This window comes from Orenia sp., assembly GCF_055140805.1.
The window spans coordinates 1-22,688 of sequence record NZ_JBSQYM010000001.1 but is presented as its reverse complement, the minus strand read 5'-3'; the positions used below and the strand labels follow the sequence as shown (position 1 = coordinate 22,688).

Annotated in this window: 22 protein-coding genes and 1 riboswitch; of the genes, 21 read left to right on the top strand and 1 reads right to left on the bottom strand. The window is 31.7% G+C overall.

Going from position 1 to position 22,688, the window contains the following annotated elements; genetic code table 11:
- Nucleotides 1-188: 188 nt before the first annotated feature.
- From ACTCDL_RS00110 to ACTCDL_RS00045, 14 genes are all read left to right on the top strand, one after another.
- Nucleotides 189-368, top strand: a complete 180-nt coding sequence (locus ACTCDL_RS00110) for a DUF951 domain-containing protein (RefSeq protein WP_463173148.1) — start codon at nt 189-191, stop codon at nt 366-368.
- A 99-nt stretch (nt 369-467) separates the two neighbouring features.
- Complete coding sequence (gene ychF, locus ACTCDL_RS00105; protein ID WP_463173147.1) at nt 468-1,565, top strand: redox-regulated ATPase YchF; 1,098 nt, start codon at nt 468-470, stop codon at nt 1,563-1,565.
- Between the two features lie 184 nt (nt 1,566-1,749).
- Nucleotides 1,750-2,034: a 30S ribosomal protein S6 gene (rpsF, locus tag ACTCDL_RS00100; protein WP_463173146.1), complete on the top strand. Its 285-nt coding sequence runs from the start codon at nt 1,750-1,752 to the stop codon at nt 2,032-2,034.
- A gap of 20 nt (nt 2,035-2,054) precedes the next feature.
- Nucleotides 2,055-2,477, top strand: a complete 423-nt coding sequence (locus tag ACTCDL_RS00095; protein WP_463173144.1) for a single-stranded DNA-binding protein — start codon at nt 2,055-2,057, stop codon at nt 2,475-2,477.
- A 24-nt stretch (nt 2,478-2,501) separates the two neighbouring features.
- On the top strand, nt 2,502-2,717 hold the full coding sequence (rpsR, locus tag ACTCDL_RS00090; protein ID WP_068714555.1) for a 30S ribosomal protein S18: 216 nt from the start codon (nt 2,502-2,504) through the stop codon (nt 2,715-2,717).
- Between the two features lie 116 nt (nt 2,718-2,833).
- Nucleotides 2,834-3,151, top strand: coding sequence for a MazG-like family protein (locus ACTCDL_RS00085; protein ID WP_463173143.1), 318 nt, complete (start codon nt 2,834-2,836; stop codon nt 3,149-3,151).
- Nucleotides 3,152-3,162: 11 nt separating this feature from the next.
- Nucleotides 3,163-4,050 carry a DUF2232 domain-containing protein gene (locus ACTCDL_RS00080; RefSeq protein WP_463173142.1) on the top strand — a complete coding sequence of 296 codons (888 nt, stop codon included), beginning with the start codon at nt 3,163-3,165 and terminating at the stop codon, nt 4,048-4,050.
- Between the two features lie 71 nt (nt 4,051-4,121).
- Nucleotides 4,122-4,568, top strand: a complete 447-nt coding sequence (gene rplI / locus ACTCDL_RS00075) for a 50S ribosomal protein L9 (protein ID WP_463173140.1) — start codon at nt 4,122-4,124, stop codon at nt 4,566-4,568.
- A gap of 20 nt (nt 4,569-4,588) precedes the next feature.
- Entirely contained in the window at nt 4,589-6,457 is a 1,869-nt protein-coding gene (gene lonC, locus ACTCDL_RS00070; RefSeq protein WP_463173138.1) for a Lon family ATP-dependent protease, read from the top strand.
- Between the two features lie 14 nt (nt 6,458-6,471).
- Nucleotides 6,472-7,806: a replicative DNA helicase gene (gene dnaB / locus ACTCDL_RS00065; RefSeq protein WP_463173137.1), complete on the top strand. Its 1,335-nt coding sequence runs from the start codon at nt 6,472-6,474 to the stop codon at nt 7,804-7,806.
- 534 nt (nt 7,807-8,340) lie between these two features.
- A complete protein-coding gene (locus ACTCDL_RS00060) occupies nt 8,341-9,192 on the top strand; it encodes a sensor histidine kinase (protein ID WP_463173136.1) in 852 nt (283 codons plus the stop codon).
- A gap of 26 nt (nt 9,193-9,218) precedes the next feature.
- Entirely contained in the window at nt 9,219-9,689 is a 471-nt protein-coding gene (locus tag ACTCDL_RS00055) for a hypothetical protein (RefSeq protein ID WP_463173134.1), read from the top strand.
- A gap of 153 nt (nt 9,690-9,842) precedes the next feature.
- The gene (locus ACTCDL_RS00050; RefSeq protein ID WP_463173133.1) at nt 9,843-10,481 is read left to right on the top strand and encodes an accessory gene regulator ArgB-like protein; all 639 of its coding nucleotides are present in this window, start codon (nt 9,843-9,845) and stop codon (nt 10,479-10,481) included.
- Nucleotides 10,471-10,593: a cyclic lactone autoinducer peptide gene (locus ACTCDL_RS00045; protein ID WP_463173131.1), complete on the top strand. Its 123-nt coding sequence runs from the start codon at nt 10,471-10,473 to the stop codon at nt 10,591-10,593. Before ACTCDL_RS00050 ends, ACTCDL_RS00045 begins: the two co-directional genes overlap by 11 nt.
- A gap of 56 nt (nt 10,594-10,649) precedes the next feature.
- Here the strand turns inward: ACTCDL_RS00045 and ACTCDL_RS00040 are convergent, their stop codons facing one another.
- Nucleotides 10,650-11,399, bottom strand: coding sequence for a hypothetical protein (locus ACTCDL_RS00040; RefSeq protein WP_463173130.1), 750 nt, complete (start codon nt 11,397-11,399; stop codon nt 10,650-10,652).
- A 508-nt stretch (nt 11,400-11,907) separates the two neighbouring features.
- On the opposite strand from ACTCDL_RS00040, the gene purB reads away from it, so the two are divergent.
- The 7 genes from purB (at nt 11,908) to yidD (ending at nt 22,546) form a co-directional block, all read left to right on the top strand.
- Entirely contained in the window at nt 11,908-13,203 is a 1,296-nt protein-coding gene (gene purB, locus ACTCDL_RS00035; RefSeq protein WP_463173128.1) for an adenylosuccinate lyase, read from the top strand.
- 168 nt (nt 13,204-13,371) lie between these two features.
- Complete coding sequence (locus ACTCDL_RS00030; protein ID WP_463173127.1) at nt 13,372-14,664, top strand: adenylosuccinate synthase; 1,293 nt, start codon at nt 13,372-13,374, stop codon at nt 14,662-14,664.
- A gap of 54 nt (nt 14,665-14,718) precedes the next feature.
- Nucleotides 14,719-14,803, top strand: a riboswitch (ZMP/ZTP riboswitch).
- A 454-nt stretch (nt 14,804-15,257) separates the two neighbouring features.
- A complete protein-coding gene (pflB, locus tag ACTCDL_RS00025) occupies nt 15,258-17,453 on the top strand; it encodes a formate C-acetyltransferase (RefSeq protein ID WP_463173124.1) in 2,196 nt (731 codons plus the stop codon).
- Nucleotides 17,454-17,589: 136 nt separating this feature from the next.
- Nucleotides 17,590-18,324 carry a pyruvate formate-lyase-activating protein gene (gene pflA, locus ACTCDL_RS00020; protein ID WP_463173121.1) on the top strand — a complete coding sequence of 245 codons (735 nt, stop codon included), beginning with the start codon at nt 17,590-17,592 and terminating at the stop codon, nt 18,322-18,324.
- Between the two features lie 319 nt (nt 18,325-18,643).
- The gene (locus tag ACTCDL_RS00015) at nt 18,644-19,504 is read left to right on the top strand and encodes a hypothetical protein (RefSeq protein ID WP_463173119.1); all 861 of its coding nucleotides are present in this window, start codon (nt 18,644-18,646) and stop codon (nt 19,502-19,504) included.
- Between the two features lie 255 nt (nt 19,505-19,759).
- Nucleotides 19,760-21,100 (top strand): NADP-specific glutamate dehydrogenase, encoded by a 1,341-nt coding sequence (gdhA, locus tag ACTCDL_RS00010; RefSeq protein ID WP_463173118.1) that lies wholly within the window; start codon nt 19,760-19,762, stop codon nt 21,098-21,100.
- Between the two features lie 219 nt (nt 21,101-21,319).
- Nucleotides 21,320-22,546 (top strand): membrane protein insertion efficiency factor YidD, encoded by a 1,227-nt coding sequence (gene yidD, locus ACTCDL_RS00005; RefSeq protein ID WP_463173116.1) that lies wholly within the window; start codon nt 21,320-21,322, stop codon nt 22,544-22,546.
- Nucleotides 22,547-22,688 lie beyond the last annotated feature (142 nt).

The window sequence follows — 22,688 nt, the reverse complement described above, 5'->3', positions numbered from 1 at the left end:
GCAAAAAGAATAAATTAATAATTTATAATTTTCTTTGTTTTAAATTCGCTATATTCGTCGCTAAATAAGTTGAATTATTGATTTTTAATTAATGAAATTATTTAATTCAATCTATATACATAAAAGTTATGTAATGATATTTGTTTAAGCTGTTGTTTTATCTAGTTACAATTTTAGGAGGTGGCAGAATGAAGTTTTCTGTTGGTGAAGTGGTTCAATTTAGAAAGAAACACCCTTGTGGAGAGGATAGATGGGAGATTTTGCGAACAGGAATGGATTTTAGAATAAAATGTATAGAATGTGGTAGAGTGATTATGCTCCCACGTCCTAAATTTGAGAAGAGTGTTAAAAAGAAAGTTGATAATTGATAGTGTATAGTTACTAGTGAAATAAATAAATTATTTTAATATCTTGAACTTAGCTACCAACTATACACTGTAAACTAAAATAAAGGAGCTGTTTATTAGATGGGAATGAAATGTGGAATTGTTGGTTTACCTAATGTAGGAAAATCAACATTATTTAATGCAATTACAGAAGCAGGTGCTGAATCAGCAAACTATCCTTTCTGTACAATTGATCCTAATATTGGAATTGTAGAGGTGCCAGATCAAAGGTTAAATAAATTGACAGAGGTTATTGATCCAAAAAAGACAGTACCAACAGCAATTGAGTTCGTTGATATTGCTGGTTTGGTTAAAGGTGCTAGTAAGGGAGAGGGGCTAGGTAACAAGTTTTTAGGAAATATTCGAGAGGTAGATGCGATTGTTCATGTGGTAAGGTGTTTTGATGATGAGAATATTACCCATGTAGAGGGTAGTGTGGATCCTTTAAGAGATATTGAAATTATAGAATTAGAGCTTGTTTTAGCAGATTTAGAGAGTGCTACTAAGAAGAGAGATAGAACTCAAAAGATGCTTAAAACAGGAGAGAAGATTTATAAAGAGCAGATGGCTGTTTTAGATAAGTTGGTTCCAGTATTAGAAGAAGGAAATCCTGCAAGAAGTGTTGGATTATCTAATGATGAGCAAAAGTTAATTCGTGATTTGAATCTATTAACTTTAAAGCCAGTTCTTTATGCTGCTAATATAGGAGAAGATGAGATTACTCAGGAAGATAACCAATTAGTTCAAAAGGTCAGGGAGAAGGCTGCTGGAGAAGATGCTAAAGTAGTAACTATTAGTGCCCGCTTAGAAGCAGAGATTGCTGAACTTGAAGGGGAAGAAAAAGATATGTTTTTAGAAGAGCTAGGTATAAAAGAATCTGGTTTGGATAAGTTAATCAGAGCTGGATATGAATTACTTGGTCTTATCACTTACTTTACGGCTGGTGAGAAGGAAGTAAGAGCATGGACTGTTAAAAAAGGTGCTACAGCACCAGAAGCAGCTGGAGTTATCCATACTGATATGCAACGAGGGTTTATCAAGGCAGAAGTAGTCAGTTATGAAGATCTAATAGAAGCGAGTTCTTTTGCTAAAGCAAGGGAAGCTGGAACTTTAAGACTTGAAGGCAAAGACTACATTGTTGAAGATGGAGATGTATGTTACTTTAAATTCAATGTGTAATGCTCCATATAAAGTGGATAAATTCTGAGTTAATGAAGCTTAAATTCAAAGGTTTAGCATAATAAATTTATTGAAGGCTATAAACTAATAAAAAATAGTTGAAATCTAGACAAGCTAGTGTTATAATTTATTATGTTATTCCATGCTCTATACAGGGCCATTGACCAAATGGGGGGTGAAACGGATGAGAAAATATGAAACTATGTTTATTATTAAGTCTAATTTAGGCGAAGAAGCTACTGAAGCAGTAATCGAGAAGATGACTGGTGTTATTGCTAACAACGGTGGTGAAGTAGCTAATCTAGATAAAAAGGGAACTAGAGAGTTAGCTTATGAAATCAACAAAGATAAGACTGGATACTATGTACTAGTTAACTTTGCAGGTGAACCTGCAACTGTTGAAGAGTTAGAAAGAATCTTTAAGCTTGATGATAATGTCCTTCGTTACTTAATTTTAAAAGACGAATAATAACAAGGTGGTGTTTTATTTTGCTTAATAAAGTTGTTTTAATTGGTAGATTGGGAGCTGATCCAGAACTAAGATATACTCCTAATGGAACCGCAGTATGTAACTTTACTCTCGCAGTACAACGAGATTACACAAATTCCCAAGGTGAACGGGAAGTAGACTGGGTTGATATTGTTGTTTGGAGAAAGCAAGCAGAAAATTGTGCAAACCACCTAGAAAAAGGAAGACTAGTTGCTGTTGATGGAAGAATGCAGGTTCGTTATTATGAAACCAATGAGGGACAAAGAAGAAAGGTTACAGAGGTTGTAGCAAATAATGTTACCTTCTTAGACTGGGGTAATAATAATTCTAATTCTAATAGAAATGATAATACTAGTAGCAATAGTAATAGCAATAATAGTAATATACAATCTATGGAAGAAGATATAGAAGTCCCTTTCTAAAAATTTAAAAGGAGGGAAAAACAGATGGCTCGAGGAAGAAGAAAATCATGTGATTTTTGTGCCAATAAAGTAGATAAAATTGATTATAAAAGAATCAATATCCTACGTAAATATATAACAGATCGTGGTAAAATTTTACCAAGGAGAATTTCTGGTAATTGTGCAAAACATCAAAGAGAATTAACTAGTGCTATTAAGAGAGCTAGAAATATCGCTTTATTACCTTATAAAATTGACTAATAAATGGGGGGGGCAATCTATGCCTCCTTTTATTTTTACTTTGCAGGAAAAATCGGATTTAAGAAGAATTAGGTTATAGATATTGATTGGTATATTGCTTTATTAGGAGGTTCCTCATGAAGAAGTTCAACTCTATCGAGGGTTCTATAACTAAAAACTTGAAAATAATAGAATGGTTAAAGACTGAAATATTAAGTAATGTTTCCTTACTATTTAAATTAATGATTAAACAAAATGAAGCAAAGTTATTAGAAATTTTGACTAATATAATTATGTCTACATATTTATTAGCTAAGAGATTAGGATATTCTTTTGATCAATTAGACAGAAAACTGGAAAAACAATTGGAACTAAATATTAATGATAAGCATCAAATAGAGGCTTGGTATGGTGATTTAAGTGAGCTATTAGAACATCTAAAAGACAGAACTTGAGGTGGGTAAGAGTGCAAAGCAAGATAATAATAGAGAGTGTATTATTTGCGATGATAACGGTTATGTTAGTCGTTTTAGGCTTATTCTTGCCTTTTTTAGGGATTATAGCTCCTGTCCCTTTGATTATTTTGGCTGTTAGAAGAGAGAGTAAGTTTAGTATAATAGCTAGTATCTTAGCTGCTTTTATATTATTTATATTCATTGACCCTTTAATTTCTTTAGTATTTATTCTGACAATAGGATTTGTTGGGGTTGTTATGGGAGCTGCTTTTGAAGAAGGTTTTTCTTCTAGAATCATTATAGTAATTGGAATCATTACTTCTTTTATATCAATTTTATTAATTTTAGCTACATTAACTTATATATTAAATATAGATATTTTTACTGAATCAAAGAATATATTACAATTATCTTCTGAATTTTATCAACAATTTGGACTGTCAGAAGAGGGCTTGTTTAATATTGATCAAGTTATAAATCAAACTATTAATTTCTTAAAGGAGACCTATCTAGCATTTTCTTTCTGTATTGCCATAATAAATTCAGTGTTTAACTATTATTTCAGTAGTTTGACTTTAAACAAATTAGGCTATGATTATAAACCAGATTTTTCTTTTAGATCGCTTAGGTTTTCTAGAATATTAGCTATTATTTATATTATATCTATTATATTATTTAATAATATAATAGGGAAAAATATTTTTGTAATAATTACCTTCTTATTATTTATGGAAGGGCTATCTGTGCTTTATTACTATTTTCTTAAATTTAGAAATAGAAGATTAATTGCATTAATTTTGTTAACTATATTTTTCTTTACGCCAATGATTAATTATTTGAGTTTATTAATAGGTTTTTTAGATATTTGGATTGATTTTCGTAAATTACATAAAAGTTAGTCTCTTGTTATTAATAGATTATTGTCAAGGTTAAATAGTTATTATATAATAACAGATAATGGAGGGGTATTATGAAAGTCATTTTACAAAAAGATGTCAAAGGATTAGGTAAAAAAGGAGAAGTTGTAAATGCTTCTGATGGACATGCACGAAATTATCTTATTCCACGTGGTCTAGCTAAAAAAGCTAGTGAAGGAAATATTCATAATTTAAAGCAGAAGAAGAAGGCCAAGAAGAGAAGAAGAGAGAGAGAATTAGAAGAAGCAAAAGAGAAAGCTGAATCTCTAGAAGGTGAGATGTTCACATTTAAAGTCAAAGCTGGAGAGAATGGTAGATTATTTGGTTCAGTAACAACAAATGATATTGCTGATAAGATTGAGCAGGAAACTGGTCAAAAGATTGATAAACGTAAAATAGATTTAAATGATAATATTAGAACTTTAGGAACGAAAAAGGTAAGTATAAAGTTACATAAAAATGTAACTGCTAATGTAAAAGTTAAAGTGACCGAGGCCTAGTGATTTAGAAAGGGGATTCTATGCTAGATAAACGAACTCAGGATGAAAAAGGGCAGTTAGAGCATAAAATTACTGCCCTTTTTGACCTTTTATCAGAAATATATGGAACAGAGAAGCTATTATTAAAGGCAGGTAAATTAGATATATTAGATATATTAGAATCTGAAGATATTGAAGATCAATTGGTTGCTTTACAGAAAATAATTTTAGATCACCCCATGTTAGATAAAGTTCCTGATGAGTTTGAAGATAAATTAAAACTTTTAAAAGAGTTAGAAGATATTTTAGTTGATGATTTAGCGAAGAAATCAATTAAGGAAGAGCTAGAAGATAAAATCAATAAGAAACTAGAATTAAGGCATCAAGAATATATTAAAGAGATAAAAGAAGAGATTATAAAAGAAGAAAGTAAGGATGATGGTGCTGATAATCCAGCTACTTTAAAGAAATATATCGAACTTGAGTGTTTGGAAGATAAAGGGCTTAATGTCTCAGCAACTAATCTATTGAGACCAAAAACTTTAAAAGAGATTGTTGGTCAAGAGAGAGGGATTAAGGCTCTATTAGCTAAACTATCATCACCCTATCCTCAACATATTATTATTCATGGGCCGCCAGGGGTTGGAAAGACTACAGCTGCTCGTTTAGCATTAGAGATTGCTAAAGATAGAGACAAAACACCTTTTGGTGACGAGGCTAATTTTATTGAAGTTGATGCAACTACATTACGTTGGGATCCTAGAGAAGTAACAAATCCCTTATTAGGTTCTGTTCATGATCCTATCTATCAAGGTGCTAAGGGTAAATTGGCCCAAGAAGGGATTCCAGAACCAAAACTGGGACTAGTAACTAAGGCCCATGGAGGAGTATTATTTATAGATGAGATTGGAGAATTAGATCCTATATTACAGAACAAATTATTAAAGGTATTAGAGGATAAGAGGGTACATTTTGATTCATCTTATTATGATCCTGATGATGAGAATGTTCCACAATATATTAAAAAGCTATTTAAAGATGGGGCTCCAGCTGATTTTATTTTGGTAGGGGCAACTACTAGAAGTCCTCAGGATTTAAATCCTGCTTTACGCTCTAGAACTACTAGTATATTTTTTGAACCATTAACTAAGGATGATATAATTAGGATTATCGATCAGGCTGCTGATAAGTTAGATATGAAAGTAGCTAAGGGAGTTGCTGAATCTATTAGTGAATACACAATTCAAGGAAGAAGTGCTGTCAATATTTTAATAGATGCTTATAATTTAGCATTGTACTATCAAAAGGATAAGATTACTACTAAAGAGGTTTTAGAGGCTGTTAAGCTAAGTAGATTGGTTCCTATCAATAAAAAAGAGGCTAGTAATAAAAGTCAAGTAGGTAGGGTTTTAGGGTTAGGAGTTAGTGGATTTTTAGGTTCTGTATTGGAGGTAGAAGCCATTGCTTTCCCAGCTAGCAAAGAAGGTAAAGGAAGTTTACGATTTAATCAAACAGCAGGTAGTATGACCAAGGATTCTATCTTTACTGCTGCTTCTGTAATCCGTAAGGTCACTGGTAAGGAGATCAGTGATTATGATATCCATGTTAATATTATCGGGGGAGGTCAAGTAGATGGACCTTCGGCTGGGTCAGCTATCTCAGTAGCGATTATCAGTGCTTTAGAGAATATTGCTGTTCGTCAAGATATAGCAATTACTGGTGAAATTTCATTACATGGAAAGGTTAAGCCAGTTGGAGGAGTCATTGAAAAAGTTTATGGAGCATATCAAGCTGGTGTTGAGGAAGTCTTAATTCCAGTTGATAATAAAGTAGATTTAGAGGATATGAAGATTAAAGTAAGCCCAGTAGTAGATATCCAAGAAGTCTTGGATAAGATGTTGGATGGCTAGAAGGAGGTTTCATAATGGAAGAAATTGATAGAGTTCCTCCAAATAGTATAGATGCTGAAAAATCTACATTAGGGTCTATGTTGTTAGACAGGGATGCCATAGCCAAGGTAATTGAAATATTAAAACCTAAGGATTTTTATCGAGAAGCTCATACTATTATATTTAATGCAATAAATCGTCTATTTGATAAAGGAGAGCCTGTTGATTTAGTTACAGTAAGTGAGGATTTAAAAGAGACAGGACATTTAGAAGCAGTTGGAGGAGCTTCCTATATTACCTCTTTAGTTAATAGTGTTCCTACGGCAGCTAATGTGGAACATTATGCTAAGATTGTAGAAGAAAAGGCAATTTTAAGAAGATTGATTAAAACTGCTGATCAGATTGCTCAACTAGGATATAAAGGAGACCAGGAGATAGATAATATCTTAGACCAATCAGAACAGTTGGTCTTTAATCTCTCCCAAAGAAGAACCGTTCAGACCTTTGATGGAATTAAAGATATTTTAATGGATACCTTTGATAACTTAGAGAAATTATATAATAATAAAGGTGATGTAACGGGCATTGCTACTGGATTTAGGGATTTAGACAAGATGACATCAGGTCTACAACCATCAGACCTATTTATTTTAGCTGCTCGTCCTAGTATGGGAAAGACTGCATTGGCTTTAAATATAGCCCAGCATGCAGCTGTAAAAGAGAAGAAGTCTGTAGCTATCTTCTCTTTAGAGATGTCAAAATCACAGTTAGTACAGAGAATGTTGTGTTCTGAAGCGCAAGTAGATAGTCACCGTTTAAGAACAGGATTTCTAAATGAAAATGATTGGCGTAGAATCTCCCAAGGTGCTGGTCGCTTAGGGGAGTCTAAAATATTTATAGATGATACTCCAGGTATTACAGTAATGGAAATGAGAGCTAAAGCCAGACGGATTCAAGCTGAACATGGTCTAGATTTAATTTTAATTGATTACTTGCAACTAATGACTGGTGGTGCAGGCTCTGAAAGTAGGCAACAAGAGGTTTCTGATATCTCCCGTTCCTTAAAAGGTTTAGCTCGTGAACTTAGTGTTCCAGTTGTATCATTATCTCAGTTGAGTCGTGCGGTGGAACAGCGTAATGATAAACGACCTCAGCTTAGTGACTTACGTTCTAGTGGTTCTATTGAGCAGGATGCCGATGTAGTAGCTTTTATTTATCGTGATGATTATTATAATCCAGACTCTGAGCGTGCTGGAATTACAGAAATAATCATTGGTAAGCAACGTAATGGTCCAGTAGGTGTTGTTGAGTTAGCCTTCCAAAAAGAGTATACCAAGTTTGTTGATTTATCTAAAAGAGAAGAGAAATAAATTTTAAAGAGTGAAATAACCGATTATCGGTTATTTCACTCTTTTTTTATTATTATTAAGGAAATTATGCCTTTTTAGAGGGTGTGGGTAACTTATTTAAAGGGGTTAAAAAAAGTAGCAACGAATTAACGCGAATAGCACGAATTAAAATTTAAAAACTAAATTAGGTCTTAAAAAAGTTTTGACTTAAATTCGCGTAAATTAGTGAGATTCGTTGCTAAAAATTGTTTTGAATTATTTTTAAGGCTTTGAGTAGCAGACTGGGCGATAGCCCATTTTGTTCTATACAACTGGTTATAAATTAATTTAGAAATATAAAGGTTTTTATTAACTATTAAAGAATTAAATGTAATAAAGTTATTATTTTAACACAATTGATTCCACTGGTATAGATTGTTTTTAATATAAATTGATGATTGTACATAAATAAAAGGATATTATTGCTTTCTTCTAGAATATAAAGGGATTTGTCAATTAAAGTCGAAAATATTAAGGTAAGCAAGGTATTAATTTTAGCTATTGGTGGTGATAACTGTGGATAGTTTCAATAAAAAGAGCTTATATCAAGTGATGATTATCTTATTAACTCAGACCCTCTTATTATTATTTATAACAGGTTGGAATGAAGTAGAGTTATTTGGTGTTTCTTATGATAAATTATTCAATATAATCATCTTTATGGTGGTTGGTTTATCTATCTTATCGATAATTATGGTTGCAGAGTTATATAAGATGGTCGAATATGAGACTGAGTTTAAGATTCAACAGGTCAAGCTAGAAGAGAGTAAGAAGTCAATTAAGAATCTAAGAAGCCAGAAGCATGACTTTTTAAATCATCTACAGACGATCTATGGCATGGTACAGCTAGGTAAGAAAGATAAGGTTAAGGAGTATATTAGGTCTTTAAATAAAGATATCTCCAAGGTTGATTTTAAGCAGGATATTTTATCTAACTCTATTCTCGATTCAATCCTCATCTCTAAAAAGTTAGAAGCAGTTAAAGCTGGGATAAACTTTGATTGTAAGGTCGAAGTAGGTGTTGAAGAGGTTAATTTTCCTATTGACAAACTCTTTAGGGTACTATCTAATTTGATCGATAATGCTATCGATGCTGTCAAAGATTCTGGTAATAAAGAGAGTATTATTGTGAAAGGAACAGATAGAGGAGAAGAGTACTTATTATCTGTCTATAATAGTGGCTCTGTCATTGGTGGAGAGCTACAAGAGAATATCTTCAAGCCAGGCTTCTCCACCAAAGGTGAAGATAGAGGTTTTGGCTTATATATTATTAAATCATTAATCGAGGAGTTTGGTGGTGAATTGAGGCTAGAAAGTAAAAATGGTTTTGGTACAGAATTCTCATGTTATTTAAAGAAAATCAAATAAATATTAAGAGATTGGAGGATAAAATAATGAAGTTATCATTAGTTAAATATATATTTAATGGTATTCCTGAAACTATATTGCTAATCTATGTTTCCTTAGGTTTGATAGATGCTAAAATGGATATTAAGGATTATTTGAAGATAGCAATAGTAAATGTCTTTATAATATGGATTGTTAGAGATTTATTTGGCTTGTTTGGACTTCACTCTTTTATATTAATAGCTACAATAATTTTATTAATAAAATCTAGTATTGAGGTGGCTACAGAAAAGTTGATCATCTCTATGTTGATAAGCCTTATCATATTATACATTGGGGAAACTGTAACTTTTTCTATATTTTTTGATTTATTCAACATTGATATTAAAGTTATGAATCATGATTTAAAGTGGTACTTTTCATTATCTTATATCAGCAAAGTTCCTTTAGTTCTTACAGCAGTACTAATTTATAGATTTAAGTTTAGGATATTTAGTTCTAGGGTTGAGCAAAAATAAGAAGATAATAAATGTCGAAAAAACAGATAATTCAATATCTTTTGTAGAAAAAAATACCATCAAAACCATTGATTTTCATGTAATAATATGGTATTATAATGGTGTAGAAGTATTAATTTAAGATATTTTGTAATAAGCAGGGGGGGGGTTGATATGGCAGAGAGAAATGGTCTTGAAAGTATTAGTTATAGCTGTACCAATTATTTCTTTAAGGATTATGACCAAGAAGAGAAGGATATCTTAGCATTTGGCTTAATGGCTCTAATATCTACTATGACCTCCTTATTATTAATCATTATAATATCATCTTTAATTGGTGTGACTAGGTTGGCTGTTACAGCAGCCATTGTGGCTGCTATATTGAGATTATTCTCAGGTGGAATTCATGCTAAGACTTATAAGCAGTGTATTGTAACAAGTACCACTGTCTTTACTTCCTTAGGCTTAATTGCATCTTTGAATATCTTAGAGATAGAGAGTAATGCCTTTTTAATATTTAGTATCTTTATGATAATTGGCTTTATCATAATTTATCTCTATGCTCCTGCTGATGTTGAAAGTAATCCTATTAATTCTGAGATGAGAAGGATGAAATTAAAAAGAGAGTCACTAATAATCTTCTTATTAATAATTTTGGTATCATATATATATATAGTCTTGAAAGAAGGTTCTAATCAGCTTATTACAGCAGTTTTATTGGGATTGGCTTGGCAGTTGTTTACACTAACTCCTGTAGCGTATTATCTCTTAGAGTTAGTATATAAAAAGAGGAGGGATACAGATGAAGACTAAAAAGATTGCTGCTAAAGTATTAAAAGGAATTGCAAGAAAGAGTTCTAAATCTGCTAGTATGATGTTTATCTATCAACCAGAAGTACCAGAGGCTTTGAAAGAAGAGAAGTAATCATAAAACAAAGGCTTGTCCATTTGGACAAGCCTTTGTTTTTGCTTATATAAATATTAGAATAAGTAAGAAAGTGAGATTCCAAGGCGGAAGCCATCCATTTTTGATTCATATTTTCCAAAATATCCAGGATAATCTTCATCATAATCTACCAGGTTATTAGGGTCATATTTTCCTGTTTCTCGATTATAAGCAGGAGCTTTGGTTACTTCTAATCTAGCTATTCGATAGGTCAAATCACTATTTAATAGGAGATTCTTTGTAATATGGTAGGTCAGTTCTCCTCCTAAAAGAGCCCCCTCTCCTTTAGACTTGGCAGTGGTAGAGGAGCGCATGGTTTGACCATTATATTTGAAGGTATCTTTTTGTGTTATGTAGTATTGTAGTACTCCTGCTTTAAGCTTAAATATTCGATTAATAGAATAGACTACTCCTAGATAAGGTCCATATAATTTTTGTGTAGTTATTTCTCGGTTTACATTAAAATCAAGTGTATTAACAGTTTCTTGGGGGCAGGCTCCATCATAAGTGCTATCAGCTCTATCAAAGCCACCTTCAACTCCCCATTTATTATTGAACCAGTAAATTAGCCCCAAATAATAGCCTTTACCTTCTTTAGCTTGGTCTTTAAAGTTTTCTTCTGTTTCTTTATCTGTATAAATAGGGATTTCTTTTCCATTAACATATTGCTTTAAATCAAAGGTGTTATAAGTCAATTTTCCTACTATCTCAATATCTTGGGCAAAGATACCCTGAGATATGAACAACAGAGTCATAAATAGAAATAAAATTAGTGGTTTTTTCATTATTCTCCTCCTTTAAATTGACATTAAAATTTATTTTTTGATAAAAAGTGATATCTAAGTAATAATTATACATTATTACTTAAAAATCCTTTTTTTCAATTGTTTAAATGTAGGAGATAGATTTGTAGTAAGATGAGGGTTAATAAAGAAGTAGAATCTTTTGAGTTAATATTACAGTTATTCTGAATTGATGGGCATAATTTTAAGGTTATCAATGAATATTAATTGTATATTGCTAATTAATATTCTAGAAAATTACTTCATCACACTAAAATAATAAAATATACGAATATTCATAATACAATAATCATTAAAATTCGACTTATCGTTGACTTTTATTTAATAGTTTGCTATCATATTAATGTTGAATAATAATTTACTAACATTGAATTTTGGTTGTTAATTATTTTTTATAAATTATTAGATTTTTTGAATTTTATAAATGATAGTTAGTAACTAAAGTTGTGGATAAAGCAATGTTAAAATTAATTGCTAGGAGGATAGATAAATGATAAGTAGATATACCTTACCAAAAATGCAAAAGATTTGGAATGAAGAGAATAAATTTAGTAAATGGTTAGATATTGAGATAGCAGTCTGTGAAGCTTTAACAGAGACTGGAGAGATTCCTCAAAGTGATATGGAGAAGATTAAAGAGAATGCATCTTTTAGTGTAGATAGAATTAAAGAGATAGAAAAAGAGACTCGCCATGATATCTTAGCTTTCTTAACAGCAGTTGCAGAGAGTTTAGGAGAGGAGTCAAAGTATATACATATGGGGTTGACCTCTTCTGATGTTAAAGATACTGCAAGGGCTTTGCAGATGAAAGAGAGTTTGGAGTTGATCTTAGATGATTTGCAGGAAGTAAATCAAGTTTTAGCTAGACAAGCTAAAAAGTATAAGATGCGGGTTATGATTGGACGGACTCATGGAGTTCATGCGGAACCGGTAACCTTAGGATTGAAATTAGCTAATTGGTACTCTGAAGTTAATCGTCATATTGAACGGGTAGAGCAATTATTAGAGAGAATTAGTGTCGGAAAGATATCTGGAGCAGTAGGAACTTTTGCTAATATTAGTCCAGAGGTAGAGGAGTTGGCTTGTGAAAAATTAGGAATAAAGGCTGCTGCTATCTCTTCTCAGATTTTGCAAAGAGATCGCCATGCTGAATATCTTAGTGTATTAGCTATTATTGCTAGTTCTTTGGACAAGTTTGCTACGGAGATTCGTAATTTACAGAGAACAGATATTTTAGAGATTGAAGAGAGTTTTAAAAAAGGTCAAAAAGGTTCTTCAGCAATGCCTCATAAGAAGAATCCAATTACCTGTGAAAGAATCTCAGGATTATCTAGAGTAGTTAAAGCAAATGCTAATGTTGGATTTGATAATGTAAACCTATGGCATGAACGGGATTTGACCCACTCTTCCCCTGAAAGGGTAGTTTTAGCTGATAGTAGTACTTTAATTGATTATATGTTAAATAAATTTACTGATGTAGTCGATAATTTAGCTGTATATGAAGAGAATATGGACGCGAATCTAGCTAAGACTAAGGGGCTTATCTTCTCACAGAAAGTAATGCTTTCTTTAGTAGATAAAGGATTATTAAGAGATGATGCTTATGCTATCGTACAACGTAATGCTCTTGAAGCTTGGAATAGCGAGAAGACCTTTAAAGAATTATTATTGGCTGATAGAGAACTAATAGAGCATATGAAAGAAGAAGAGGTAGAGCAGATATTTGATTATTCTTATCATTTAAAGAATATAGATGTGATTTATCAGAGACTTGGACTTAAGTAGTTAAAAGTTGACAGTTGATAGTTTACAGTTAAAACATTTTAAAAATTATTGACTTATAATCTTATTTAATTGAATTTATTTATAGATGATTTAGTTAGTATATTTTTACTTAAACTACTGTCAACTGTACACTGTATACTGTAAACTTATTTAGAGGGGGCTTGTTAAATGTCAACTATAGTTGTAGTAGGTACTCAATGGGGAGATGAAGGAAAAGGTAAGATAACAGATATGATTGGTAAAGAGGCTGATTTAGTAGTCCGTTATCAAGGGGGTAATAATGCTGGTCATACTGTTGTAGTAGGTGAGAAAGAATATAAGCTACATTTAATTCCTTCTGGGATTTTATATGATGATACTAAATGTGTAATTGGTAATGGTGTAGTAGTAGATCCTAAGGTATTAATTGAGGAATTAGAGTATTTGGCTGAAAAGGGAGTAGAGGTTAATAACCTATACATCAGCTCTAAAGCTCATATCATTATGCCATATCATAGAGTATTAGATAAGGCCGAAGAGATGAGAAAGGGTAACAGTAAGATTGGAACAACTGGTAAAGGGATAGGACCAGTATATATGGATAAAATCGGAAGATCGGGTATTAGAATGGAAGATTTATTCGATGCTGATATGTTCAAAACAAAGGTTGAAGAAGCTGTTGAGTTGAAGAATTTAATTTTAGATAAAGTATATGGATTAGAGACTTTTGAGGCTAGTGAGATAGTTGAAGAGTATTTGGGGTATGCTGAAAGAATTAAAGAGTATATTACAGATACTTCATTATTAATTAATCAAGAGATAGAAAAGGGTAATAATATCTTATTCGAAGGTGCTCAAGGAACACTGTTAGATATCGATCATGGAACTTATCCTTTTGTAACTTCATCTAACCCAACAACTGGTGGTGTTTGTAGTGGTACAGGAGTAGGACCTACTAAGATACAAGAGGTATTAGGGATAGTTAAGGCTTATACTACTCGTGTAGGTGAAGGGCCATTTCCTGCAGAATTAACAGGTGAGATGGGTGAATATTTAAGAAAGGTAGGCCATGAATTCGGTACAACTACTGGACGAGCTCGTCGTTGTGGTTGGTTTGATGCTGTAATTGTAAAATATGCTGCTCGAATTAATGGATTGACTAGTCTAGCAATTACTAAATTAGATGTGTTAGATGAATTAGAGGAGATTAAAGTCTGTACTGGTTATGAGTATCAAGGTGAGATTATTACAGAATTTCCAACTAAAGAAGAAATCTTGAAAGAATGTAAGCCAGTATATGAAACCTTACCTGGATGGCAGTCTAAAACAAGTGATATCGCAGATTATAATAAGTTACCTGAAAATGCTAAGAAGTATTTAGAGCGTATATCAGAATTAACGAAAACTAAAATTTCTATTATATCTATAGGACCTAAGAGAAACCAGACAATAGTATTAGATGAGTTATTAGAAAATAACTAATTAAATTGATATTTATTAATTAATCGGATATAATAAAAGTATGAAAAGAATATAAAATGATTATACAACTGGCGGAAAGCATGGAATTAACCATGGGGGAGTATAATCTATTTTAAAATCGCCCGTCTGGATAATGAGTTATTAGTCATTATTCAGACGGGCTTATTTTTTGTTAAAATTTCTTCAATTAGAACCTTGATAACTTGATAAATAAATAACATTTAAACTCTGATTAAAATTGTTGTTTGAGTTTGAATTGCGTGAAAATTTTATGTTTTCACTAAAAAATTAATTTAATTGACTATAAAAATTGCTTATGTTATTATTTAAGCGAGATAAATAGTTATCATTACTAAAAAAGAAGAATAAATTTTTAACAAATTTCTATATTTAAGAGATAGGTGTGATATAATTCACATTTTATTTATTAGAAGTATGTTAGTATAAAGTATAATGGTTTTGATAAAGAGTTTTATTCTTAATAATTATTGAATCAATTGAAATTATAATCATGATATGTTATAATTTGTTCGTAACGATAATTATTATCATTTCAATTATATAAGAATATAAGATGAAGGGGGATTACAACAATGTCTAATTTTAAAAATGGTAAATGGCAACAGGAGATTGATGTTAGGGATTTTGTTCAAAAAAATTATAAAGCCTATGAAGGTGATGATTCTTTTTTAGCAGGTCCAACAGAAAGAACTACAAAGGTTTGGGAAAAATGTTCCGAATTGATCTGGAAAGAGATTGAAAATGGTGGAGTTTTAGACGTTGATGTTGATACAGTAGCTGATATTAATGCTTATGATGCAGGATATATAGATAAAGATTTAGAGAAGGTTGTTGGATTACAAACTGATGCTCCTTTAAAGAGAACTTTAAATGTTTATGGTGGAATTAGAATGGCCAATCAAGCTGCTGAGGCTTATGGTTATGAAGTAAACGATAAAATCAAGGAAATCTTTACTACTTATAGAAAGACTCACAATGATGGTGTATTTGATGTATATAACCCTCAATTAAGAGAAATTCGTCGCTCTGGTGTAATTACTGGTTTACCAGATGCTTATGGGCGTGGAAGAATTATCGGTGACTATAGAAGAGTAGCTTTATATGGAATTGACAAGTTAATTGAAGCTAAGCAAGAGGATAAAGCTCATTTAACTGGACCAATGACTGAAGAAGTTATCCGTTTAAGAGAAGAGATATCTGATCAAATCAGAGCTTTAAAGAAATTAAAAGGATTAGGAGAGACTTATGGATTGGAATTAGGTCGTCCAGCTGAGAATGCTTATGAAGCTATCCAATGGACTTATATGGGATATTTAGCAGCTATCCAAGAGAATAACGGTGCTGCAATGTCCTTAGGTAGAGTCTCTGAATTCTTCGATATTTATATTGAAAATGATATTGCAGAAGGTAAATTGACAGAAGAAGAAGCTCAAGAGTTAGTTGATGATTTTGTGGTTAAATTAAGATTAGCTCGCCAATTAAGAACACCAGGTTATAATGATTTATTCAGTGGAGACCCACTTTGGGTAACTTTAGTAATTGGTGGAATGGGTATCGATGGTCGTCCATTAGTAACTAAAACAAGCTTTAGAATTTTAAATACATTATATAATTTAGGGCCAGCTCCAGAACCAAACTTAACAGTGCTATGGTCTGAAAGAATGCCAGAAGGATTTAAGAAATTCTGTGCCAAAGTATCTAAAGATACAAGCTCTGTTCAATATGAGAATGATTGTATCATGAGACCTAATTTTGGTGATGACTACGGTATTGCATGTTGTGTATCTGCAATGGATTCTGGTAAAGAGATTCAGTATTTTGGAGCTAGATGTAATTTACCTAAAACATTACTTTATGCCTTAAACGGTGGACGCGATGAGAAGAGTGGTGTACAGGTAGGACCAGAATTTACTCCGTATACTGGAGAAATTTTAGAATTTAATAAAGTAATGGATCAATTTGATAGATTCTTAGATTGGTTAACAGAACAATATGTAGATGCTTTAAATATCATTCACTATATGCATGACAAGTACGCTTATGAAGCTGTACAGATGGCATTACATGATAGTGAAGTAGGAAGAATTATGGGCTTTGGTGTAGCAGGATTATCAATTATTGCTGACTCTTTAAGTGCCATTAAATACGCTAAAGTTAAACCTATTAGAAATGAAGAAGGAATTATTGTTGACTTTGAAATTGAAGGGGACTTCCCTAAATACGGTAATGATGATGACCGTGTAGATGAGTTAGCTGTAGAGGTTGTTAAGAGATTTATGACTAAGTTACAGAAGCATAAGTTATATAGAGATGCAAAACATTCAATGTCTGTCTTAACAATTACATCTAATGTAGTTTATGGTAAGAAGACAGGTGCTACTCCTGATGGTCGTAAAGCAGGAGAGCCATTTGCTCCAGGTGCAAACCCAATGCATGGACGTGACACTTCTGGTGCAGTTGCATCCTTGAATTCTGTAGCTAAGATACCATATGATTATTGTCAAGATGGTATTTCTAATACCTTCTCAATCGTTCCTAAAGCATTAGGTTCTAATGAAGAAGAACAAGTTAACAACTTAGTATCTATCTTAGATGGATACTTTGATCAAGATGCTCATCACTTGAATGTTAACGTGTTACAGCGTGAAACATTATTAGATGCAGTAGATCACCCAGAGAAATACCCACAATTAACTATTAGAGTTTCTGGATATGCTGTAAACTTTATCAGATTAACTCGTGTGAGCTATGAGTGTGAGTGTGTGTAAAACTTCTTTTTATTAGGGTTTACTCACACTCACACACCCACTCACGCTAATTTTAAAAGTGTCGCAATATCCCCATATATTGTGACATTAAGCTTTGAGCTAAAAATCAGATAATTATAGAAAGAGGGGGATTACAATGGCAAAAGGCTTTATTCATTCAGTTGAAAGTTTAGGAACTCAAGATGGTCCTGGAATTAGGTATGTTGTTTTTACTCAAGGCTGTCCTCTTAGATGTAAATACTGCCATAATCCAGATACTTGGTGTATGACCGATGGTCAAAAGATAGAAGTAGAGGAGTTAATGAACAAAATATTAAGATGTAAGCCTTTTATTAGCAGATCTAAGGGTGGGATAACTATTTCAGGTGGTGAGCCAACTCTACAAATAGATTTTGTTTTAGAATTATTAAAGAGATGTAAAGAGGAAGAGATTCACACTGCCTTAGATACTTCTGGATATGTTGATAAGGATAAATTTGAGAAGTTATTGCCCTATACTGATCTAGTCTTGCTTGATATTAAGCATATAGATGATATTGAACATCAGGAGTTAACAGGTGTTAGCAATCAGAAGATTTTAGAGATTTTAAACTTATTAGAGGAGAAGGGGAAGAGCTTTTGGGTTAGACATGTAGTTGTACCTGGAATCAATGATAAGGTGGAGTATATAAAGAAGTTAAGTAAATTATTAGTAACATTAGATAATCTAGAAAAGGTTGAGTTAATTCCTTATCATCAATTGGGAGTTCATAAGTGGGAGACAATCGGACTAGATTATGAATTAAAGGATGTTGAACCACCTAGCAAAGAGAAGATGGAAGAGTTTAAAGAGATATTTATTGAGAAAGGAATCGATACTGTAGTTAAATAGATATATATTGAATACCGCTATGTTAACATAGTCATCCAACTTTAGAATGAAACAATAGAAAGATAGTGTGACACTTTTGTGTCGAGTGTGAGCTATGAGTGTGAGTGTGTGTAAAACTTCTTTTTATTGGGGTTTACACACACACCCACTCACGCTAATTTTAAAAATGTCGCAATATTCCCATTAAATTACACTTTGGATTTGGAGATCCATAAGGCAGCCTATTTGGTTGCTTTATTTTTTACTATCTGCCTATTTTGAATATTAAATCAGTATTAGTATTATACTAAAGTAAAATAGCTAATTAGGAGTGGCGAGAATGAAGATAAGAAAAGTGCTGTTATTATTAATGATAAGTCTAGTTTTCATTCAATTGGCAGGGTGTAGTGGGAAAGAAGAAGAGAATAAGCAGAGTAAGAGTAGTGGAAATCATCCTCCAAATTCTTTGACAGATATCAGTATGAGTGTTGAAAAGATTATCACTAAGCTAGAAGAAGGTTATGAGAAGGTACAAGAAGAGAAGAAATCAAAAGATAAAGAGAGCAAATCTAATCAAGATAACTCTCAGAATAAGAGTTCTAAAAAGGATGAATCAAAGGTTAATCAAGGCTCGAGTAATAATGAAAGAAAGATGAAGGATTTAGAGAAGACTTTAACTGAAAGTTGGGAGAAGGTTAATCAAGAGATTAAAAGCTTACATCAAAATTGGAATAGTTATGAGAGCAAAGAGTTAATAGATAAGCAGAAGATAAATTCTATAGAAGGAGAATTGAATGATTTAACAGAGATATCAAATAATGAAAAATTACTCGCTACTCTATTACAGATAAATCAATTTAATCTGCAAATAGCAGAATTATATAGTAATTATGATGCAAAGATTAAAACTCTTTTAAAGAAAGTAGAGGCTTATACTAGAGATATAATGTATCTAAATTTTCTTGCTGATACTAAGAATAATAATTTCAAACAATTAGAAGATATAAATAAAGTTAAGGAGATACTCCCTCAGATAGAGCTCAAATTTGAAAAAGATCAGAAGATGAAAAGTAAGGTTAAAGAACTGATTAAAGCAGTGGAAGATTTAGAGCAAGCAGTTAAGGAGCAATCAAAAGAGGTTATAAAGGTTAAGGGAGAATTGATTTTACAAAAAGTGAAAGAATTAGATGAAGCTAAATAGAGTTGTAGATTAAAGGCAGACTAGTCTGCCTTTATTAATATATTTAAAATGTTGATATTATTACTTATGTTAGTGTTCAATATATTGATACTATGTCAAGAAGTTAGGAAAATATATAACAGATAGCTATAGAATTATATTTTTATTATAAATCAGGAATTTTCACTCCTTTTATATAATATAAATTCAAAGTAAGAAATGAGTTAGTATGTTTAAATTCTTTTTAGAGACTAAAGATGGAGAGGAGAGTGTAATATGAGTCAGTATATATCTAAAGTAATCGAGAAAGTAATAGATAGAAATCCTAATGAGCCAGAATTTCATCAAGCAGTAGAAGAAGTATTAGAATCTTTAGAAGTAGTTTTTGAGAAGTATCCTGAATACAAAGAGGTCGGTGTTTTAGAGAGAATTGTTGAACCAGAAAGACAAATTATATTTAGAGTACCATGGGTAGATGATAATGGAGATGTTCAAGTTAATCGTGGATTTAGAATTGAATTTAATAGTGCGATTGGACCATATAAAGGTGGTTTAAGGTTTCATCCATCAGTATATATTGGAATTATTAAATTTTTAGGATTTGAACAAATTTTTAAAAATGCCTTAACTGGTCGACCAATTGGTGGAGGAAAAGGTGGTAGTGATTTTAACCCAAAAGGTAAATCAGATGGTGAAGTTATGAGATTTTGCCAAAGTTTTATGACAGAGCTTTATCGTCATATTGGAGCAAGTACTGATGTTCCTGCTGGAGATATAGGTGTTGGCGGGCGTGAAATTGGCTATATGTTTGGGCAATATAAGAGAATTAAGAATGCTTTTGATGCAGGAGTATTGACTGGAAAAGGTTTGAACTGGGGGGGAAGTCTTGTTAGAACAGAGGCTACGGGGTATGGACTGGTTTATATAGTAGAAGAGTTATTAAGGGATAGGGGAGATGATTTTGAAGATAAGAGAGTTGTAATTTCTGGCTCTGGTAATGTGGCTATCTATGCAGTAGAGAAGGTACAGCAGTTGGGTGGAAATGTAGTAGCTGTGAGTGATTCAGACGGATATATATACGACCCAGAAGGAATAAAGCTTGAAACAGTAAAGAGAATTAAAGAGGTAGAGAGAGGTAGAATTAAAGAATATGTTAAAACACATTCTTCAGCTGAATTTATAGCAGATAGTTCTAGAATTTGGACAGTTGATTGTGATATTGCTTTACCATGTGCTACTCAGAATGAATTGGATGAAGAAGCAGCCCAGAAACTTGTAGAAAATGGTGTAATAGCTGTAGGAGAAGGTGCTAATATGCCCTGTACTCCAGAAGCTATTAAAATATTCCAAAATAGTCATGTTGGATATATTCCAGGAAAGGCAGCTAATGCTGGTGGAGTTGCTACCTCAGCTCTTGAAATGACCCAAAATAGAATGTGGGAATCGTGGAGTTTTGAGAAAGTTGATAAACAACTAAAGAATATTATGATTAATATTTATAAAACTGTAAGTGAAATCGCTAAAGAGTATGGTAAAGAAGGAGATCTAGTAGCAGGGGCTAATATTGCAGGATTCTTAAAGGTTGCCAATTCTATGATAGATCAAGGTATTGTATAAAAGATAAGTACAAGTAATTATTGCTTGAGATAACAGCCAATTATTGGCTGTTTTTTAACTGTTAGTATATATAATTTATTAGATTTTGTGTTTATTGAACTTTAATAATTGGAAATATTTATTGAAGGTTTATTATCTTTTTGTTATAATATAATTTAATTGGAATAAAAAACATTTTATAGAAATGTATACACTAAACTTAATTAAAGGAAGGGAATTATGAAAAAAAAAATTAGTAGAATTTTTTGTTGTATTGTATTTGTTGTAGTGATTTTAAGTAATAATATATATTCTAAAGGAGTCAAAAATGATATTGTTAATGATAATTCTGTAGTTTATCCATATTACCGTCCTATGACTTCTGGTTTTATCAATTTTTATCAAGAATATATTAGCCCTGCTAATCAAGCTACTTGTCCCATGTATCCTACTGATTCACGATATGCGAAAGGAGTATTTAGAGAATATAATCCACTAGTAGCTATATTAAAAACATCTGATAGATTAATAAGGTGTGGGAATGATTTAACTAATTATGATACTGTAAATATCAATGGATTTACAAGATATGCTGATCCAGTTAGTTATGATAGTAGTGTTAAAACTATTTTAAGCTCTAATAGTAAACAAGAATTAAGTATGGAAGATATAAAAGATTATAAAGATATTAGTGCTAAACTCCTATATGAATTTGCCAAGGAATTAGAGGTTAGCCAAGAGTATGAAAGAGCAATTATAGAATATAAAAGGTTATTATCCTATTATCCTCAAAGTCAATATAGAATTAATGCATTAAAGTCTATTTTTAATATATTTTACCAACAAGAGAAATATATAGAGGCAATTTCTTTTGGTAAAAAAATCATTAAAGAGAATGATTCTTCAGCAGATAATTTAGATATTAAATTTTTAATAGGTGCTTCTTACTTTAGAATTGCTAATTTTACATTAGCTAGGAATTATTTTAAAGAGTTGGAATCAGGGAGCAACTTAGAGCTAAAATATAAAGCTTATTTACTGGATGGTTTATCTTTCGCCCAACAGGAAAGGTGGGATGAAGCAAAATCTAAATTTAGTAAAGTTGATTCTTCTTCAAAATTATATAGTATAGCTCAAAAATCAATGTACCTAGCTGATAATGGAAAGTACTTAAAATATAAGAATCCGCAACTTGCAGGTGTTTTAGGAGTTATCCCAGGTTTAGGCTACTGGTATAGTGGTTATAAAAAAAGTGCTATGTCAGCTTTTGTTCTTAATAGTTTATTTATATTAAGTGCTGCAAAATCATTTGAAAACAATAATGATCAATTAGGAGTTTTACTTGGTGCATTTGGTTTGAGTTTTTATGCTGGTAACATTTATGGTTCTGTTCAAACTGCAGAAAGAACTAATAAGAAAATTAAAAGGGATTATTTATTAAATTTTAAGTTTAATTTTAAATATTGATTTAATTTTAAAATCAATTCTTTATTTATATAAAATCAATATTATCTAAATTGCAATAATAAATTGAACTAATCTCAAACTGTAATAATATGGATGTCTAGTTATATATGATATCTCTTAACTGATCTTCAAAGGATTCATC

Bases quoted from the DNA above. Each gene is read 5' to 3' on its own strand.
- yidD (WP_463173116.1), top strand. From the start codon at position 21,320: ATGAAAAAAAAAATTAGTAGAATTTTTTGTTGTATTGTATTTGTTGTA.
- pflA (WP_463173121.1), top strand. From the start codon at position 17,590: ATGGCAAAAGGCTTTATTCATTCAGTTGAAAGTTTAGGAACTCAAGAT.
- rpsF (WP_463173146.1), top strand. From the start codon at position 1,750: ATGAGAAAATATGAAACTATGTTTATTATTAAGTCTAATTTAGGCGAA.
- gdhA (WP_463173118.1), top strand. From the start codon at position 19,760: ATGAGTCAGTATATATCTAAAGTAATCGAGAAAGTAATAGATAGAAAT.
- ychF (WP_463173147.1), top strand. From the start codon at position 468: ATGGGAATGAAATGTGGAATTGTTGGTTTACCTAATGTAGGAAAATCA.
- ACTCDL_RS00045 (WP_463173131.1), top strand. From the start codon at position 10,471: ATGAAGACTAAAAAGATTGCTGCTAAAGTATTAAAAGGAATTGCAAGA.
- purB (WP_463173128.1), top strand. From the start codon at position 11,908: ATGATAAGTAGATATACCTTACCAAAAATGCAAAAGATTTGGAATGAA.
- ACTCDL_RS00085 (WP_463173143.1), top strand. From the start codon at position 2,834: ATGAAGAAGTTCAACTCTATCGAGGGTTCTATAACTAAAAACTTGAAA.
- ACTCDL_RS00050 (WP_463173133.1), top strand. From the start codon at position 9,843: ATGGCAGAGAGAAATGGTCTTGAAAGTATTAGTTATAGCTGTACCAAT.
- ACTCDL_RS00055 (WP_463173134.1), top strand. From the start codon at position 9,219: ATGAAGTTATCATTAGTTAAATATATATTTAATGGTATTCCTGAAACT.
- ACTCDL_RS00040 (WP_463173130.1), bottom strand. From the start codon at position 11,399: ATGAAAAAACCACTAATTTTATTTCTATTTATGACTCTGTTGTTCATA.
- ACTCDL_RS00030 (WP_463173127.1), top strand. From the start codon at position 13,372: ATGTCAACTATAGTTGTAGTAGGTACTCAATGGGGAGATGAAGGAAAA.
- dnaB (WP_463173137.1), top strand. From the start codon at position 6,472: ATGGAAGAAATTGATAGAGTTCCTCCAAATAGTATAGATGCTGAAAAA.
- ACTCDL_RS00110 (WP_463173148.1), top strand. From the start codon at position 189: ATGAAGTTTTCTGTTGGTGAAGTGGTTCAATTTAGAAAGAAACACCCT.
- lonC (WP_463173138.1), top strand. From the start codon at position 4,589: ATGCTAGATAAACGAACTCAGGATGAAAAAGGGCAGTTAGAGCATAAA.
- pflB (WP_463173124.1), top strand. From the start codon at position 15,258: ATGTCTAATTTTAAAAATGGTAAATGGCAACAGGAGATTGATGTTAGG.
- rpsR (WP_068714555.1), top strand. From the start codon at position 2,502: ATGGCTCGAGGAAGAAGAAAATCATGTGATTTTTGTGCCAATAAAGTA.
- ACTCDL_RS00015 (WP_463173119.1), top strand. From the start codon at position 18,644: ATGAAGATAAGAAAAGTGCTGTTATTATTAATGATAAGTCTAGTTTTC.
- rplI (WP_463173140.1), top strand. From the start codon at position 4,122: ATGAAAGTCATTTTACAAAAAGATGTCAAAGGATTAGGTAAAAAAGGA.